The following is a 17,727-nucleotide window of genomic DNA, read 5'->3' on the forward strand; positions in this document are numbered from 1 at the left end:
GGCGACGCCGCTCTACGAAATTTTCCCCGCCCAGCTTCGCTCTAACGTCCGGTCATGCGTACATCCGGGGCGCCTCGCCGCGTCTGCCCGGTCGACCGAAACAAGCCAGAACAACAACAAAAAGAGGTGCGTTATGTCCCTGCATTCGATGCTGCGCCGCCTGCGTGGCACATCCGTCGCCGTCCTGCTGGGTAGTCTGCTGGGGTTGAGCCAGCCTGCCACCGTCGACGCCGCCAGCCCCCCGATCGCCGGTGCGATCAGCGGCGGCGGGCCGGCACTCTCGGCCCTGCGCTACGACCTGACCATCACATCCTTCGATGGCACCCCGCTAGCAGTCACTGTCTTCCAGCCTGCACTGAGCAAAGGCCAGGCCGCGCCACTGCTGATGTACAGCCATGGCTGGGGCGGCAGCCGTTCCACCGATCTCAGCGAAAGCGACTCGCTAACCGCCACGGCACGCAAGGCCTGGGAGAACGGCTACTTCGTCATGACATTCGACCAGCGCGGGTTCGGCGAAAGCGGCGGTCGGGCTAACGTTCAGGATCCGCAGATCGAAGGACGCGACATCAAGACCCTGCTCGACTGGGCCGAGGGCGCGCTGACGCCGCATTTGGCCTATCTGCGTGGCGACCCGCTGGTGGGTGGCATCGGTCTGAGCTACGGCGGCGGCTTCCAGCTGATCGGCGCAGGTGTCGATCCGCGCTTCGATGCGCTGGTGCCGATGATCACCTGGAATGACCTGTCCTACAGCCTGACGCCCGGCACGGTTCCGAAAACCCTCTGGCTGACCTTCCTCAGCGCGATCGCGATCAACGACCAGGCGCCCTGGGTCACTCAGGCCTACGCCCAGTCGCTGGGCGGCAACGTCGACGAAAGCACCCGCCAGCGTCTGGCCGGTCACGGCCTCGGGGCATTCTGTGGCATGAACACGCCACGGGTGGATGCCTTCATCATTCAGGGCATCAACGACACCCTGTTCAACGGCAACGAGGCGGTGTGGAACTACAACTGCCTGCGCGAAGCCGGCAATGATGCCTATCTGCTGATGTCCGACGGTGGCCACGTACTGCCGGGCCTGCAGATCGGCCAGATCGGCTCGGTGGCCGCCCAGGTGCGCTGCGGCGCGCAGGACTATCAGGTCGCTGATCTGGCGTATGGCTTTCTCGATGGCAAGCTGCGCAAGCTGCAACAGCGCATCGAGATGCCGCGGGTGTGCTTCACCCAAGGCAACGAGCACGGCGTGATTGGCGATGAGGTCATGCGCGGCGGCCAGCGCTTCGCCACGCAGAGCGGCAGTCTGCTGGTCGGTCCGCCGTCCATCGATCTGGTGCTGAACCTGCTGCGCAAGCTCGATCCGGCGACGCTGTCGGACGTCCTCAGCCGCGTCTCGGCAGACGCGGTACGCGTACTGCTCGGGGCGCTGAGCGGGATCGGTTCCGGCAGTCCGGATCAGGTCAGCAAGATCCTCACCGAACTGGTCACCACGCTGCCTCCGCATCTGATCGCCGAACTCGGTACCGCACCACGCTTCGTGCCGCTGTACCAGGCCAGTGGCGAGCAGACCCTGGCAGGCATTCCCCTGGCAGACTTCAAAGTGGAAGGTCTCGGCAAGCTGGATCCGCGCGTGTTCGTCGGCATCGGTGTGAAGCGCATGGGCAGCGGCCGCACCGAACTGCTGAACGATCAGGTGCTACCGCTGCGCGGAGTCGGCAGCCGACAGACCGAGCTGATCGGCGTCAGCACGCGCCTCAATCACGGCGATCAGGTGGGGCTGATGCTTTATGGCTTCCATCCCCAGTACACGCTGAGCTTCTCCCGCGTACCGAGTACCGTGCAACTGAGCGGAACGGTCGAACTGCCCCTGCACTGACGGAAAAGGCGGGCCCATGGGCCCGCCTTCGGTTCAGAGCGGCTTCTCGAAGATCTTCGAGTTGCGCTGGAAGTTGTACAGCGAGGCGCGCGCGGCCGGCAGGCGATCGACGCTGATCGGCTCGAAGCCACGCTCGCGGAACCAGTGCGCGGTACGGGTGGTGAGGACGATGAGTTTCTTCAACCCCAGCGCCCGGGCGCGCTCCTCGATGCGTTCGAGCAGCTCGTCGCCGCGCCCGCCGTGACGGTACTCCGGATTGACCGCCAGACAGGCCAGCTCGCCGGCATCCGAATCGGCGATCGGATAAAGCGCCGCGCAGGCGATGATCAGCCCGTCGCGCTCGACGATGCTGAACTGCTCGACTTCCCGCTCCAGCACTTCGCGCGAGCGCCGTACCAGAATGCCCTGCTCTTCCAGTGGCGTGATCAGATCGATGAGACCGCCGACGTCCTCGATGGTCGCCTCGCGCAGCTGCTCGAACTGCTCCTGGGTCACCAGCGTGCCGCCGCCATCGCGGGTGAACAGTTCGTTGAGCAAGGCTCCGTCGTCGGCATAGCTGACCACATGACTGCGCCGCACACCGCCGCGGCACGCCTGCGCGGCGGCATCCAGCAGCTCGGCCTGGTACTGGCTGCCGAGGCGCTCGACGTAGGCCGGGATCTGTTGCGGGCGCAGCTCGCGCACCAGCTTGCCGCTCTCGTCGAGCAGGCCGGGCTCGGCGCCGTAGAGCACCAGCTTGTCGGCCTGCAGATCGATGGCCGCACGGGTGGCAACGTCTTCGCAGGCGAGGTTGAAGATCTCCCCGGTCGGCGAATAACCCAGCGGCGAGAGCAACACGATGGTGCGCTCGTCCAGCAATCGGCCGATGCCCTTGCGGTCGATACGGCGCACCTCGCCGGTGTGATGCAGGTCGACGCCATCGAGCACGCCGATCGGCCGCGCGGTAACGAAGTTGCCACCGGCCACGCGCAGCCGCGCGCCCTGCATCGGCGAGGCAGCCATGTCCATCGACAGACGTGCCTCGAGGGCGATGCGCAGCTGCCCGACCGCGTCGATCACGCATTCCATGGTCGGCGCATCGGTGACGCGCAGGTCGCGGTGGAAGCGCGGCTCGATGCCTCGCGCGGCCAGGCGCGCCTCGATCTGCGGACGCGAGCCGAACACCAGCACCAGGCGCACGCCGAGGCTGTGCAGCAGCACCAGGTCGTGGACGATGTTGGCGAAGTTGGCATGCTCCAGGCCATCGCCCGGCAGCATGACAACGAAGGTGCGGTCACGGTGCGAATTGATGTAGGGCGAGGAGTCGCGAAGCCAGGTGACGTAGTCGTGCATGAAAAAGCCTTCGTGGCGGTCTTGTTCGTCTGAAAGTAATCAGTTCGGGGCGGTCTGCGGCTGCAGGCAGTAGTGCTCGATCATCCGACGCAGCAGCTGCAGGGTCGGCTCGATGCGGTCGAGTTGCAGGTACTCGTCGGGCTGGTGCGCGCAGGCGATGTCACCCGGGCCCAGCACCAGCGTTTCGCAGCCGAGCTGCTGAAGATAAGGCGCTTCGGTGGCAAACGCCACCGCCTCGGCACGGTGACCGGTGAGACGCTCGGCCAGGCGCACCAGCTCGCTTTGCGCGGCCTGCTCGAACGGCGGCACCGCGGGGAACAGCGGCGCCAGGTCGATCTTCACCTGATGCTGCTCGGCCAGTGGCTGCAACCGCTGGCGGATGCTGGCACGCAGCTGTTGCGGGTCCATGCCCGGCAGCGGGCGCAGGTCGAACTCCAGCGAACACTGGCCGCAGATGCGGTTGGGGTTGTCGCCGCCGTGGATGCAGCCGAAGTTGAGTGTCGGCTTGGGCACGTCGAACAGCGGATTGTCGTATTCGCCCTGCCACTGCCGGCGCAGCGTCATCATCTCGCCCATCACGCCGTGCATCGCCTCCAGGGCACTGTGGCCGTAGGCCGGATTCGACGAATGACCGCTCTGCCCGAGGATGTCGATGCGCTCCATCATGATGCCCTTGTGCAGGCGTACCGGGCGCAGGCCGGTGGGCTCGCCGATCACCGCGGCGCGCCCGAGCGGCTTTCCGGCTTCGGCCAGGGCACGGGCGCCGGACATCGAGCTCTCTTCATCGCAGGTGGCGAGAATCAGCAATGGGCGGCGGAACGGCTGCTCCAGCAGCGGCCGAACCGCCTCGATGATCAGGGCGAAGAAACCCTTCATGTCACAGCTACCCAGGCCGTACCAGCGGCCGTCGGCCTCACGCAGCCTGAGCGGATCGGACGTCCACAACCCGGCATCGAACGGCACGGTATCGCTGTGCCCGGCCAGCACCAGCCCGCCCGGGCCGCTGCCGTAACTGGCCAGCAGGTTGAACTTGCCGGGCGCCACTTCCGGCGTTTCGCAGGCAAAGCCCAGCTCACCGAGCCAGGCCGCGAGCAGCTCGATCACCGGGCGGTTGCTCTGGTCCCAGCCAGGCTGCGTGCAGCTGACCGAAGGTGCCGCGAGGAGCTGCGCGAACTGCTCCTTGAACGAGGGAATAGGCACCGCTTACCTCCGTGATGCAATCGGAACGAGCCTGCAGTGAAGCATGAAACGCGCCACGGCGGGACCCGCAAACGAAAACGCCCCGTCAGATCGACGGGGCGTTTCGGCAGTCACGAGCCGCGCGAGGCGTCAGGTGAAGATGGCGCGCAGAATGAGGAAGAACACGATGGCCAGGCCGGCACCCACCGGCAGGGTCACCAGCCAGGACATGAAGATCTTGCCGACCACCCCCAGATTCAGCGCACCGATACCGCGAGCGATACCCACACCGAGCACCGCACCGACCAGCGTATGGGTGGTGGACACCGGCAGGCCGATGGCCGAGGCGCCGACCACGGTGGTGGCAGTAGCCAGTTCGGCGGCGAAACCGCGGCTTGGCGTCAGCTCGGTGATCTGCTTGCCGATGGTGGCGATCACCTTGTAACCGTAGGTCGCCAGGCCGATGACGATACCGATCGCGCCCAGCAGCAGCACCCAGCCCGGCACAGCGGCCTTGGCACCAATGGCGGCAGTACCTTCCGACTGCAGCACGCCAACCACTGCCGCCAGCGGACCCACCGCGTTGGCCACATCATTGGAGCCGTGGGCGAAGGCCATGGAACAGGCGGTGAAGATCATCAGTACGGCGAAGACCTTCTCCACGCTGGAGAAGTGGAACGCCTTGTCGGCTTCCACGTCGACCTTGATCCGCGTCAGCAAGGCGATACCGATCAGCATCACCAGTGCGCCGACGCCGACCGCCAACATGAAGCTCTGCCCGCTGCTCAGGTCCAGGCCGATGTGCTTGAGGCCCTTGGAAAGGGTCATCAGCGCAACCATGAAACCGGTGAGGAACATGTACAGCGGCACGAAACGCTTGGCGTTCTGGAACGGCTCATCGGTATCGATGATCAGGCGCTGCACGCTGATGAACAGACCGAAGGCGATGGTGCCCGAGAGCATGGGCGAGACGACCCAGCTGGCGACGATGGGGCCCACGCCGCTCCAGTGCACCGCATCCACCGAAATGCCCACCGCGGCGAAGCCGATCACGGCACCGACGATGGAGTGCGTGGTCGATACCGGCCAGCCCTTGACCGAGGCGATCAGCAGCCAGGTACCGGCTGCCAGCAGTGCCGACATCATGCCCAGCACCATCAGTTCCGGCGGAATGGCCGACGCGTCGACGATGCCGCTCTTGATCGTTTCGGTGACCTGGCCACCGGCCAGATACGCGCCGCAGAACTCGAAGACCATCGCCACGACGATCGCCTGCTTGATGGTCAGCGCGCGGGAGCCTACCGAGGTGCCCATGGCGTTGGCCACGTCGTTGGCGCCCACGCCCCAGGCCATGAAGAAACCGAACATGCAGGCGAGCACCAGGAGTACGAAGCCGTAATCCGCGATAAAGGACATAAGAATTACCTGTTGAACCCAGAAAGGACGCTGGCGCCTTAGCGCGCCAGCAATTGTTCCAGACGGTTGCCGACGCGCTCGGCGCGGTCGGCTACATCACCGATCCATTCGATGATCTTGTAGAGAAAGATCACGTCGACTGCTGGCAAGTCCTTTTCCAGATTGAACAGGGCACGGCGAACCGTGATCTGCATGCGGTCGGTTTCACGCTCGATTTCCTCGAGCTCCTCGACCATTTTTTCGACGAGAGTGGCTTCGCGGCCGCTGAAGCCGGTTTCCAGCAGCGAGTCCAGCTCTTTCAACGCCTTGAGCGCCTGGGCGCTGGCGTCGACGGTGCGCTGAACATAAGCCAGCATCTGCGGTTGCAGCGGCTGCGGGATGGTCATGCAGCGGCCCAGCATCAGGCCGGCGATGTCCTTGGCACGATTGGCGATCTTGTCCTGTACACTCAGCAGATCAAGAAGATCGGAACGCGGCACCGGCAGAAACAGGCTTTTCGGCAGGTGCTGACGGACGCTCTTCTTCAGCTTGTCGGCCTCGTTTTCCAGCTGCGCCATCTGCTGCTGGATCTGCTCGACCTTCTCCCAGTCTTCGGCCATGACCGCCTGGAACAGCGGTACCAGGTTCGCCGCACACTCATGCGACTTGGCCATATGCTGCTGCATCGGGCCGATTGGCGAACGTCCGAACAAGCTGACGAAAGGATTGACTGGCATAGGGTAAAGCCCCGGCTTGAAAGAGGCGGCAAGTATACGGACAGGCCATCACGCCTGCTACCGTGTGTCATCAGGCGGCAACACCAACACATCATAGGCACCCAGTCGGCATCATGCAGAAAGAAACCGAAATCAAGCTACGCGCCAGCCGCGAAACCCTGCTCGCCCTGCGCGAACACCCGTTGCTGAAGAAGCGCAACAAGAGCGGCTGGTCGCGCCATGAGCTGTTCAACCAGTATTACGACACCGCCGACCGCGCGCTTGCCCAGGCCCGCGTCGCGCTGCGCTTGCGCCGCGATGGCGAGCAGTTCATCCAGACCTTGAAGAGCCGCGGTCAAAGTGTCGCAGGCCTTTCCGAGCGCAACGAATGGGACTGGTATCTGGACAAGGCCAAGCTCGACATCAAGAAGCTCGGCGACGACTGCTGGCCGGCCAGCCTCGCCGAACTGGACAAGAAGACCCTGAAACCGATCTTCACCACCGACTTCGTTCGCGAAAAGGCCGAGATCGCCTGGGGCCGTGGCAAGACCAGGGTGATCATCGAGGCCGCGCTGGACCTGGGCCAGGTCAAGGCCGGCAAGCAGTCCGAGGAGATCTGCGAGCTGGAACTCGAACTGCGCCAGGGCGATCCCGAAGCGCTGTTGGAGCTGGCCGCCGAGCTGGCTGCCGACCTGCCGCTGATGCCCTGCGATATCAGCAAGGCTGAACGCGGCTATCGCCTGCACGACGCGGATGGCTACAGCCTGCAACTGCCGGCACCGGAACTCGACGCCACGATGCCGCTGGACGATGCGGTGGTCGCCCTGGGCTGGCAGCTGCTGGGTAACAGCCAGCGCCTGGCCGAACAGTACCGTTTCAATGGCCGCTGGAAACTGCTCGGCGAATGGCTGCAGCAGCTGATCGAGTTGCGCGCGCTGCTCGGCAGCCTCGGCCAGGCCGCCCCGCGCGCCAGCAGCCGCGAACTGCGCGAGCTGCTCGACGCGCTGATCCAGGACTGGCGCCCGCGTGTCGAGGCCGGCCAGGACGACGAGGGTCTGCGCAAGGCTGCGCCAGGACAGTTCGCCGAAGAACTTGGGCAGACCCGCTGGGGCCTGCTGTCGCTGAAAACCTCGCTGTGGCTGCTGCAACGCAGTTGGACCGAAGGCCGCAACGCCCGTGGCGACCGCCAGGGTGCGGCCGAGCTGGGCAAATGGCTGCTGCATCTGCTGGCCGAGGAAGCCAAGGCGCTGCAACTTCCGCGTTACCAGCAGCAACCCGAGGACCTCGCCGAACAGAGCCCGCGCATGGAGCGTCTGCTGGTCTGGCTGCACATGGCGCGCAGCGTGCTGGAGCTGCCTGAGGTCGATCGTCTGTATGGCGAGCTGGCCAAATTGCATGAGTTGGCCCGGCAACCGCTGGTCGAGGACGCGCTGGAGCGGCGCGTCGAGCAGGCGCACCTGGTCTGGACGCTCAAGGCCTGGAAGCTGCTGGAGAAATAAACGCCAGGACCGAGCCGGCTGCACAAAGTTGAATCCCGGCGGCAGACAACGCCGGGTATTTAGCGGCAAGCTTGGATTTCCCCGCCGCCGCATCGAAGGAATCCCATGTCCGTGTTGAACGCCCCCGCCCAGGACCGCCCTCTCGATCTCAACGATCTGTTGCGCGAGCTGGTCGCCCAGGGGCGGGTCGCACAGGACAGCGCCGAGCAATGCCTGACGGTCCGCCGCAGCGCGGTGGCCAACCAGCAGCATCCGCTGGAATTCCTCGCCGCGCAGCAGCTCGACGACCTGCAGCGGCCGGGCAAGAAGCTCGATCTGGAAACGCTGACCGTCTGGCTGGCAGAGCGTGCCGGTCAGCCTTACCTGCGCATCGATCCGCTGAAGATCGACGTCGCTGCCGTCACCCCGCTGATGTCCTATGCCTTTGCCCAGCGCCACAGCATCCTCGCCGTGGCGGTGGACGCCAGCGCCGTGACCATCGCCAGCAGCCAGCCGTTCGTGCACGGCTGGGAAGCCAACCTGACCCACGTGCTCAAGCGGCCGATCAAGCGCGTGGTGGCCAACCCGACGGACATCCAGCGCTTCACCGTCGAGTTCTACCGCCTGGCCAAGTCGGTCAGCGGCGCCAGCGGCACGGACCAGAAGATCAGCGGCGTCGGCAACTTCGAGCAATTGCTCAACCTCGGCGCCAGCGATCAGGAGCCGGACGCCAACGACTCGCACATCGTCAATATCGTCGACTGGCTGTTCCAGTACGCCTTCCAGCAGCGCGCCAGCGATATCCACATCGAACCGCGCCGCGAGCAGGGCACGGTGCGTTTCCGTATCGATGGCGTGCTGCACAACGTCTACCAGTTCCCGCCGCAGGTCACGATGGCGGTGGTCAGCCGGCTGAAGTCCCTCGGCCGCATGAACGTCGCCGAGAAGCGCAAGCCGCAGGACGGCCGGGTCAAGACCAAGACGCCGGACGGCGGCGAAGTCGAGCTGCGCCTGTCGACACTACCGACCGCCTTCGGCGAGAAGATGGTGATGCGCATCTTCGACCCCGAGGTGCTGCTCAAGGGCTTCGACCAGCTGGGCTTTTCCGCCGATGACCTGCGCCGCTGGCAGAGCATGACCAGCCAGCCCAACGGCATCATCCTGGTCACCGGGCCGACCGGTTCGGGCAAGACCACCACGCTCTACACCACGCTCAAGCAGCTGGCCACGCCGGAGGTGAACGTCTGCACCATCGAGGACCCGATCGAGATGATCGAGGGCGCCTTCAACCAGATGCAGGTGCAGCACAACATCGAGCTGACCTTCGCCAGCGGCGTGCGCGCGCTGATGCGTCAGGACCCGGACATCATCATGGTCGGCGAGATCCGCGACCTGGAAACCGCGGAGATGGCCATCCAGGCCGCGCTGACCGGCCACCTGGTGCTCTCCACGCTGCACACCAACGACGCGCCCAGCGCGATCACCCGCCTCCTGGAACTGGGTGTACCGCACTACCTGCTCAAGGCCACCCTGCTCGGCGTCATGGCCCAACGCCTGGTGCGCACGCTGTGCCCGCACTGCAAGGCGCCGATGCAGCTCGATGCAGACGACTGGGCCGCGCTGACCAAGCCCTGGAACGCCCCGCTGCCGACCACCGCGCAGCAGGCGGTGGGCTGCCTGGAATGTCGCGACACGGGCTTCCGCGGCCGGGCTGGGGTTTACGAGATCATGCTGCTGAACGATGCGATCAAACCGCTGATCACCGCCGATACCGATATCGTTGCCCTGCGCCGCCAGGCCTTCAAGGACGGCATGCGCAGCCTGCGCCTGTCCGGTGCGCAGAAGATCGCCGCCGGCCTGACCACCGTCGAAGAAGTGCTACGGGTGACGCCGCAGAGCGAGCAGAAGTAAACACAGGAAAGCCGGGCAGGCCCCACGGGCCTGCCAGCAAGCGCCTGCTCAGCCCTGGGCCGCGGCGAGAATGCTCGCCACCTGATTGGGCTTGCAGTTGAGATACGCCGAAGACTGCAACCATTGCTGATCGGGGTACCAGGAGAACATGAACTGGCCGCCCTTGAGGCTATCGACCACCATCCGCGCCACTTCGGGGCGAACCGCCGGGCAACCCTGGCTGCGACCGATGCGGCCTTGGGTGGCGATCCAGGACGGATTCACGTAGTCGGCCGGATGAATGACGATGGCCCGTTCGCGGGCGCGATCGTTGATGCCCGGCTCCAGCCCGTCCATGCGCAGCGAGTAGCCATGTTTGCCGCTGTAGCTTTCGGCGGTGCGGAACAGACCTATGCTGGACTGGTGACTGCCAACCGTATTGGAGAACTGGGTGGCGTGGTTGTCGCCAGACTTCTGCCCGTGGGCGACCAGGTCCTCGAGCAGCAACTGCTCCTTCTCCAGATCGAATATCCACAGACGGCGTTCGCTGGAAGGCAGCGAGAAGTCGATCACCGCCAGACGCTGGGCAGCACTCGCGCCATTGTTGACCGCGCACTGCATGGCGGCGACCGCGTGGGTCAGCACCTGCTTATCGAGCTTCGGTGCCAGCCGGGCCAGGCTGTCGACCATCGGCTGATACGATGCGTTGGCCGCCCATACAGGCGAGACGAAGACGAAAAGACCTGCAGCCAGGCAGGCGCGTCGAAGCATGGACATCATGAGCAAGCAACCTCATCGGGCACGGCGTGACGACTTCCTGTCCGGCCGGCGCCTTATACTCGCCGCAGCAGCAGCGCACACGAAGCCGGGCGGGATGAACGGCACCCCATGTCCGGCGCGATATGTTTTTATGATTCGAGTGGCCAACGGCGCTGCCGCGGCCACAGCCTCACAAGGGCGCAGTCTAGCAGCGACCGGAACGGTCTGGAGCGAAACATTGGTTAAAAAATGTGCACCCCGCCTGGCCATCTGGCTCTGCCTCATCACGGGCGCAGCCGTCGCCGAGCCAGTCGTCAGCCAGCCGACGCCGCTGGCAGTGTCGCTGCAAAGCCTGCCGCAGAGCTGCCCGTCACTGTCGGGCACGCTTGAACCGGACACGCTGCAGCGACTCTCGGCGTTCTACCAGGCCGTGCATCATCAGCCGGTATGGAATGCCTACGCCATGCTCGACGGCCTGCTGCAGCAACTGGCATCACTGGCCGACGATGGCCTGGACCCCGCGCAGTATCAGCCGGAGCGCATTCGCGCGCAGTTGCAGCGATCCCCGTCCGCACCGCTGCAGCGCGAGTGCAGCGATATCCTCGCCAGCCATGCCTACCTTGAAGCGCTCTATCACCTGTCCCATGGCCGTCTGCGTCAGGCGGACGTCGAACCGATCTGGCGCGATCCCGACATGCCGGAACCCGATGACACCGAACAGCTGGTGCAGATCGCCGTACAGGGCCTCAGCGACCTGCCGAGCGCCTTCGATCGCGCCCGCCCGGAGCATGCGCTCTACCGCGATCTGCGCGCAGCTTATGCGGCCGCGCGTCAGAACCCGCTGCCAGCCTGGCGACCCCTGCCGACCGGCCCGACGCTACGACCGGGGATGAGCGATGCGCGGGTGCCCCTGCTGCGCGAACTGCTGCTCGCCGGCGCCGGCAGTACGCCCGCCATGGAGCTGCGTTACGACGACGAGCTGGTCGAAGCGGTGAAGGGCTTCCAGCTGCAACACGGGCTGGAGGATGACGGCATCGTCGGTGCCGCCACGCTGGCCGCACTGAACGTCAGCCCGGCCAGCCGCCTGGACCAGCTGCGCATCAACCTCGAGCGGTTGCGCTGGATCACTGGCGACCTCGAGCCACAGTCGCTGCTGGTGGATATCGCCGGCGCGCGGTTGATCTATTTCCGCGACAGCTGCCCCTTCTGGCAGACCCGTACCCAGGTCGGGCGCGAGGCGCGCCAGACACCGCCACTCAAATCACGAGTCACGCGCCTGACGTTGAACCCCACCTGGACGGTGCCACCGACCATCCTGCGTCAGGACAAGCTGCCCCTTATCCGTCAGGACGTCAGCTACCTGGCGCGCCATCAGATGCGCGTACTCGACGCACAAGGCAACAGCCTGGACCCGCATAGCGTCGACTGGAACAACCCGCACGGCATTCTCCTGCGCCAGGATGCCGGCCCGGACAATCCGCTTGGCCAGGTGGCCATCCGTTTCGCCAACCCATTCTCCGTGTACCTGCACGACACACCGAGCCAGCCGCTGTTCGATCGTGCCTCGCGAGCGTTCAGCTCCGGCTGCGTACGGGTTGAAGCCGCCATGCAGCTGGCTGATCTGCTGCTCGAGCCCGGCGAACGGGAAACCGTTGCCGCGCTGTTGCAGACCGGCAAGACGCACGAATATCGACTGGCACGCCCGACGCCGATCCTGATGGCCTACTGGACAGCCGACACCGACGAGAATGGCCACCCGGTATACCGCCCGGACATCTACAAGCGTGATGCCGCGCTGCTGCGGGCATTGAATGCCGCGCGGCGGCTTTAGCCAGAAAGCGGCCGGTCGGCCGGCCAAAGGCCGCGCCGTTCGTCGGGGATTTTCTCGCCCGCCGTCTGAACCTCGTGCCCTCGGCGTAGTCTTTTGCTGACCCCTCGACAGCGGCTCCCGCTGCCGGGGGGGTTCTTACGAGACCCGTCTGAATTACTCAGCGCCATGGACAGCCGAGCAGGACATTTTGAACGCCGATTACAGCGCCCCCGCAGCGACCTGGAACGAAGCTGAACGGCTGGCCGCACTGGCTCGCTATCCCGCGCTGGACGACGCCTCCGACGCGGACTTTGCCGAGCTCGCCGCCATGGCTGCGCAGCTGTGTGCCTGTCCGGCCGCAGCGATCCACTTCATCGATGCACAGCTCCAGCACTGCAAGGCCGCCATCGGCCTGGCGCAGCTGCCGCTGGCTCGCGAACGTGCGCTGTGCGCCGAGGCCATTTTGCAAGCTGGGCCGCTGGTGGTGCACTGTGCACCCGGCACGGCCAGCCAGCTGGAATTGCCGCGTTTCGCCGATGGCGAAATTGCCGGCTTCTATGCCGCAGCCATCTTGCGTGACGACAACGGCCTGCCGCTGGGCACCCTCTGTGTCTGCGATCGCCAGCCTCGCGAGCTGACCGCCGGCCAGGCCGCACAGCTGCAGGCCGTGGCACGGCAGGTAATGGCATTGCTGGAGTTGCGCCGGCTACGCGCCGAGGAGGAGCGCAGCCGGCAGATCATCGACAGCGCTCAGGATTACGCCATCCTCGCCACCGACGCGAACGGCTACATCACCAGCTGGAACAGCGGTGCCCAGTTGCTGCTCGGCTGGTCCGCCGACGAAGCCTTCGGTCAGCACGCCAGCCTGATCTTCACCGACGAGGACCGCGCACGGAAGGTCGACGAACAGGAGATGCGTGCAGCACTCGAGCATGGCCGAGCCATCGATGAGCGCTGGCACCAGCGCAGTGACGGCTCACGCTTCTGGGGCAGCGGCATCCTCACCCCCCTTCTGGCCGATGGCCGCCCGCGGGGGTTCGTGAAGATTCTGCGCGACCTCACCGAAAGCCGCTTGCAACAGGCCCGAACGCGCGAAACCGAAGAGCGCTACCGCACCCTGGTCGATCTCAGCCCACAGATGGTCTGGCAGTGCGATGCGCAGGGACAGTTGAGTTTCTGTAACAGCTACTGGTGCGAGTTCACCGGGCTCGACCAGGCGCAATCGCTCGGTGAAGGCTGGCTGGCCGCGATTGCAGCCAGCGAGCGCGAGGCAACTGCCGAGCAATGGCGGCAGGCCATGCGCCGTGAGCTGCCATGCCGGCTCGAGCTGCCGCTACAAGATGTCGATGGCAGCCTGCGCTGGTTTCAGGCCAATGCCGCCCCCGTCTACGACGCGGATGGCTGCCTGCTGCACTGGATCTGCGTGGCTCAGGACGTCGACAGTCGCCGGCGTTCGGAAATGCAGCGCCTGGAAAGCGAGGCCTTCACCCGTCTGCTGCTCGACTCGGCCAACGAAGGTTTCTACTCCATCGACCGCAGCGGGGCGGTCACCCTGTGCAACGATGCCTTCCTCAACCTGCTCGGCTTCACCAGCCGGGACGAGGTACTTGGCCGCCAGCTGCACCAACTGATCCACCATAGCCATCCCGACGGCAGCCCGTACCCGGCCCAGGACTGCCCGATCCAGCATACGGCGATCACCGGCGAACCCCGCCATGTCGAACACGAGCTGTTCTTTCGCGTCGATGGCAGCAGCCTGCCGGTGGAGTATCGCGTCGCGCCGATCTACCGCGACGGCGAGCTGCAGGGTGCGATCTGCACGTTCAGCGACATCAGCGAGCGTACCCAGCATCAGGCCCTGCAGGCCTTCCTGCTGGAACTGAGCGATTGCCTGCAGGCGGAAAACGAACGCGTCGATCTCTGCTGCGTGCTCGACGAACGCTTGGCGCGGCTGACCCGTTGCGACTGCATCGCCTGGGGCCATGTCGAGAATGACGAGCTGATCGTGCAGCAGGAGTGGCTTGCGGCGGACGCACCGAGCCGTCTGGGTCATCACAGGCTGCAGGCGGACGCCATGCAGCAGCTCACCCGGCTGCCGCATGAACACATCATCGTGCCCGATGCCGGACAGGCCCTGCACCAGAGCCTTGCCAGCGCCACGCTGCTGATCAGCGAGCTGCCGACCGTCGACGCCGCCAAGCCGCAGGCAGTGCTCATCTTCGCCCGCAGCCAGGCACAGCCCTGGAGCCCGGACGACATCGCCCTGGCTCGCGAAGTGCTGGAGCGCCTGCGTGGTACCGCCGAACGCATACGGGCGAACAAGGCACTGCGCGACGCGGAGCAGCGCATCAGCCTGGCCAACGAGATCGCCTCGATCGGCGTCTGGGAATACCGCGACAGCCAGCATTCATTGCACTGGGATACCCAGCTCAAGGCCATGGCCGGGATACCGCCCGACCAGCCGGGACTGGACGTGCACGAAATTCTTGCCCGGGTGCACCCGGACGATCGCGGCAAGCTGCTCAAGGCGCTGGGCGACACCCTGGCCGGCAAAGGCGACGGCGAGTTCCAGCTCGACTACCGCATCTTCGATACCCGCATCAACGAGTTCGTCTGGCTGGCCAATCGGGGTCGCCGGCTGTTGGACCCCAGCGGTGCGGTGCGCATTCTCGGCACCGCGCGCAACATCACCGCCGAACGCAAAGCAGCCGAGCGCATGCTGCGCATGAACGAGATGCTCGAAGAGCAGATCAGGGACCGCCAGCAGGCCGAGCAACGGCAAACGGCGCTGATCGAGCTGGGAGATCTGCTGCGCGAACAGCATGACAGCCAGACCATCGCCCATGCCGCGGTCAGCGTGATCGGTCGCACCACCGGTGCCTCGCGTGTCCTGTTCGCCAGCGTCGACGCCTCCAGCCAGCGTGCCACCATCGAGCGCTACTGGAGTGACGGCAGCTCCGACAGCAGCACCGAGGTGGTGAATTTCGCCGATTATGGCGACTTCTTTTACGACCTCCAGGAAAACGAACTGGTGGTCATCGAGGACGTGCTGCATGACGCGCGTACCGCCAGTCACGCCGAGAACTTCGCCGAAAGCCAGATACGCAGCCTCGTCTGCGTGCCGCTGTTCGAGCAGGGACGCATTTCCGCCGTGTTCATGCTGCTGGAGGAACAGCCGCGCGGCTGGTTCGACGACGACATCTCGTTCATCCGCGAAGTCGCCGACCGCGCCTGGACCGCCGACGAACGCATGCGTGCCGAACGCGCCCTGCGCGAAAGCGAGGAGCAGTTCCGCACCCTGGCCGACAACATGAGCCAGTTCGCCTGGATGGCCGATCCCGCCGGGCGCATCTACTGGTACAACAAGCGCTGGTACGACTACACCGGCACCACCAGCGAGGCCATGCGCGCCCTGGGCTGGCGCGCCGTGAACCACCCGGATCACCATGAGCGGGTCAGTGCCTCGATGAAGCGCGCCTTCGCCATCGGCTCGATCTGGGAAGAAACCTTTCCGCTGCGCGGCAAGGACGGCAAATACCGCTGGTTCCTCTCCCGTGCACTGCCGATTCGCGACGATTTCGGCCAGGTTACCCACTGGTTCGGCACCAATACCGACGTCACCGCCCAGGTCGCGGCCGAAGAGGCGCTACGCGAACTCAACGACAGCCTCGAGCGCCGCGTGGCAGAGCGGACCCGCGAGCTGGCCGCGATCAATAGCCGTCTGCATATCGAAATGGCCGAGCGCGAGCGCGCCGAGGATGCGCTGCGCCACGCGCAGAAGATGGAAGCCATCGGCCAGCTCACCGGTGGTCTGGCGCACGATTTCAACAACATGCTGACCGGTGTGCTCGGCGCCCTCGACCTGATCCAGCGGCGCGTTGCCAACGGCGTGACAGGCGATCTGGATCGCTACATCGACGCCGCGACCACCTCGGCCAACCGCGCCGCCGCGCTGACGCATCGCCTGCTGGCCTTCGCGCGGCGGCAGTCGCTGGACCCCAGGCCGGTGGATGTGAATTTGCTGGTCGTGTCGATGGAGGACATGCTGCGTCGCACCATGGGTGAGCATATCCAGCTGGAAGTCGAGCTGCAGGCCGATGCCTGGATCGCCTATACCGACGGCCATCAGCTGGAGAATGCGCTGCTCAATCTGGTGATCAATGCCAGAGACGCGATGCCCGACGGTGGGCGGCTCGGCGTCAACACCTGCAATGTGCGTATCCAGCGTCACCAGCCGGACGCACCGGAACCCGGCGATTACGTGGTGCTCAGCGTCACCGACAATGGCTCCGGCATGTCCGCGCAGACCATCGCCAAGGCATTCGATCCGTTCTTCACCACCAAGCCGATCGGCCAGGGCACCGGCCTCGGTCTATCCATGGTCTACGGCTTCGCCAAGCAGACCGGTGGTCACGTGCGCATCGACAGCAGGCTGGGTGAAGGCACCCGGGTCATCCTCTACCTGCCGCGTAACCTGGCCGACGATGATCGGCTGCCCGGGCCGCAGCAGCAGACGGAGGTGCCCAGCGCCATACACGGCGAGACCGTGCTGGTGGTGGAGGATGAAGCGGCGGTGCGCATGCTCGTCGTGGAAGTGCTGAACGAGCTCGGCTATCAGGTGCTTGAAGCCTGTGACGCCGGCAGCGCCCTGCCGTACCTGCACAGCGAGCAGCACCTCGATCTGCTGATCACCGATTTCGGCCTGCCGGGCCTCAACGGACGGCAGCTGGTGGAAAGTGCCCGCCAGCACCGTCCCGAGCTGAAGGTGCTGTTCATCACCGGCTACGTGCCGGACGAGGAGATGCGCAACGACTTCCTCGGACCGGGCATGGACATCCTTCCCAAGCCGTTCAGCATCGACATTCTGGCTGCACGTATTCGCAAACTCATCGACGGCGCAAGCTGAGCGGCAACCGGAACTCTCGTCCGCGCATCGCACTCTCAGAAGTACGACAGCACGGAGGTTCCGCTCATGCGCAAGACACTTTTGGTGGCGTGCACCCTGGCCTTGGCCCCTATCGGCAGCGCCATGGCCGATGGCCTGGTACGTGACATCCTGTCCTCCGGGGCAACCACCGCATCGACCTACCTGACCTTCAAGGACAACAAGCTGGTGATCCCGGCGCGCGAAGAAGCGGGCAGCTTCGTCGCCAGCAACGGTGAGATCCGCGGTCCGTATCTGGAAGCCATGCTCAAGCAACTGCGCAGCGAACAGCCGCAACTGCAAGCGACCGACATGGAGCTGGCAAGCGCCATTCTGGCGGCCGAGCAGTCCCGCTGAACGGCGCGTACTGAACC

At 65.4% G+C, this 17,727-nt stretch carries 11 protein-coding genes; 6 read left to right on the forward strand and 5 right to left on the reverse strand.

Annotated features, from left to right (window positions below):
• The first annotated feature begins 133 nt into the window (after window positions 1-133).
• Window positions 134-1,870, forward strand: coding sequence for a CocE/NonD family hydrolase (locus EA798_RS10545; RefSeq protein ID WP_122098910.1), 1,737 nt, complete (start codon window positions 134-136; stop codon window positions 1,868-1,870).
• Between the two features lie 33 nt (window positions 1,871-1,903).
• Here the strand turns inward: EA798_RS10545 and argA are convergent, their stop codons facing one another.
• From argA to EA798_RS10565, 4 genes are all read right to left on the reverse strand, one after another.
• Window positions 1,904-3,202: an amino-acid N-acetyltransferase gene (gene argA, locus EA798_RS10550; protein WP_106156329.1), complete on the reverse strand. Its 1,299-nt coding sequence runs from the start codon at window positions 3,200-3,202 to the stop codon at window positions 1,904-1,906.
• A gap of 39 nt (window positions 3,203-3,241) precedes the next feature.
• Entirely contained in the window at window positions 3,242-4,402 is a 1,161-nt protein-coding gene (argE, locus tag EA798_RS10555; protein WP_122098911.1) for an acetylornithine deacetylase, read from the reverse strand.
• A gap of 129 nt (window positions 4,403-4,531) precedes the next feature.
• Window positions 4,532-5,797: an inorganic phosphate transporter gene (locus tag EA798_RS10560; RefSeq protein ID WP_106156333.1), complete on the reverse strand. Its 1,266-nt coding sequence runs from the start codon at window positions 5,795-5,797 to the stop codon at window positions 4,532-4,534.
• A 38-nt stretch (window positions 5,798-5,835) separates the two neighbouring features.
• Window positions 5,836-6,513, reverse strand: coding sequence for a TIGR00153 family protein (locus EA798_RS10565; protein ID WP_015278654.1), 678 nt, complete (start codon window positions 6,511-6,513; stop codon window positions 5,836-5,838).
• 113 nt (window positions 6,514-6,626) lie between these two features.
• Between EA798_RS10565 and EA798_RS10570 the strand changes: the two genes are divergently transcribed.
• Together EA798_RS10570 and tfpB are read left to right on the forward strand one after the other, a co-directional pair.
• Complete coding sequence (locus EA798_RS10570) at window positions 6,627-7,991, forward strand: CYTH domain-containing protein (protein WP_122098912.1); 1,365 nt, start codon at window positions 6,627-6,629, stop codon at window positions 7,989-7,991.
• A gap of 105 nt (window positions 7,992-8,096) precedes the next feature.
• Window positions 8,097-9,881, forward strand: a complete 1,785-nt coding sequence (tfpB, locus tag EA798_RS10575) for a type IV pilus assembly ATPase TfpB (protein ID WP_106156338.1) — start codon at window positions 8,097-8,099, stop codon at window positions 9,879-9,881.
• A gap of 48 nt (window positions 9,882-9,929) precedes the next feature.
• Here tfpB and EA798_RS10580 read toward each other — a convergent pair whose 3' ends face one another.
• Window positions 9,930-10,640: a murein L,D-transpeptidase catalytic domain family protein gene (locus EA798_RS10580; protein WP_122098913.1), complete on the reverse strand. Its 711-nt coding sequence runs from the start codon at window positions 10,638-10,640 to the stop codon at window positions 9,930-9,932.
• Between the two features lie 217 nt (window positions 10,641-10,857).
• Here EA798_RS10580 and EA798_RS10585 point away from each other — a divergent pair, with 217 nt between their 5' ends.
• The 3 genes from EA798_RS10585 (at window position 10,858) to EA798_RS10595 (ending at window position 17,710) form a co-directional block, all read left to right on the forward strand.
• On the forward strand, window positions 10,858-12,450 hold the full coding sequence (locus tag EA798_RS10585) for a L,D-transpeptidase family protein (RefSeq protein WP_122098914.1): 1,593 nt from the start codon (window positions 10,858-10,860) through the stop codon (window positions 12,448-12,450).
• Between the two features lie 187 nt (window positions 12,451-12,637).
• Window positions 12,638-17,335 carry a PAS domain S-box protein gene (locus tag EA798_RS10590; RefSeq protein ID WP_122098915.1) on the forward strand — a complete coding sequence of 1,566 codons (4,698 nt, stop codon included), beginning with the start codon at window positions 12,638-12,640 and terminating at the stop codon, window positions 17,333-17,335.
• 66 nt (window positions 17,336-17,401) lie between these two features.
• Entirely contained in the window at window positions 17,402-17,710 is a 309-nt protein-coding gene (locus tag EA798_RS10595) for a DUF2388 domain-containing protein (RefSeq protein WP_106156347.1), read from the forward strand.
• Window positions 17,711-17,727 lie beyond the last annotated feature (17 nt).

Origin of the sequence: Pseudomonas songnenensis (genome assembly GCF_003696315.1) — a bacterium.
Classification (GTDB): domain Bacteria; phylum Pseudomonadota; class Gammaproteobacteria; order Pseudomonadales; family Pseudomonadaceae; genus Stutzerimonas; species Stutzerimonas songnenensis.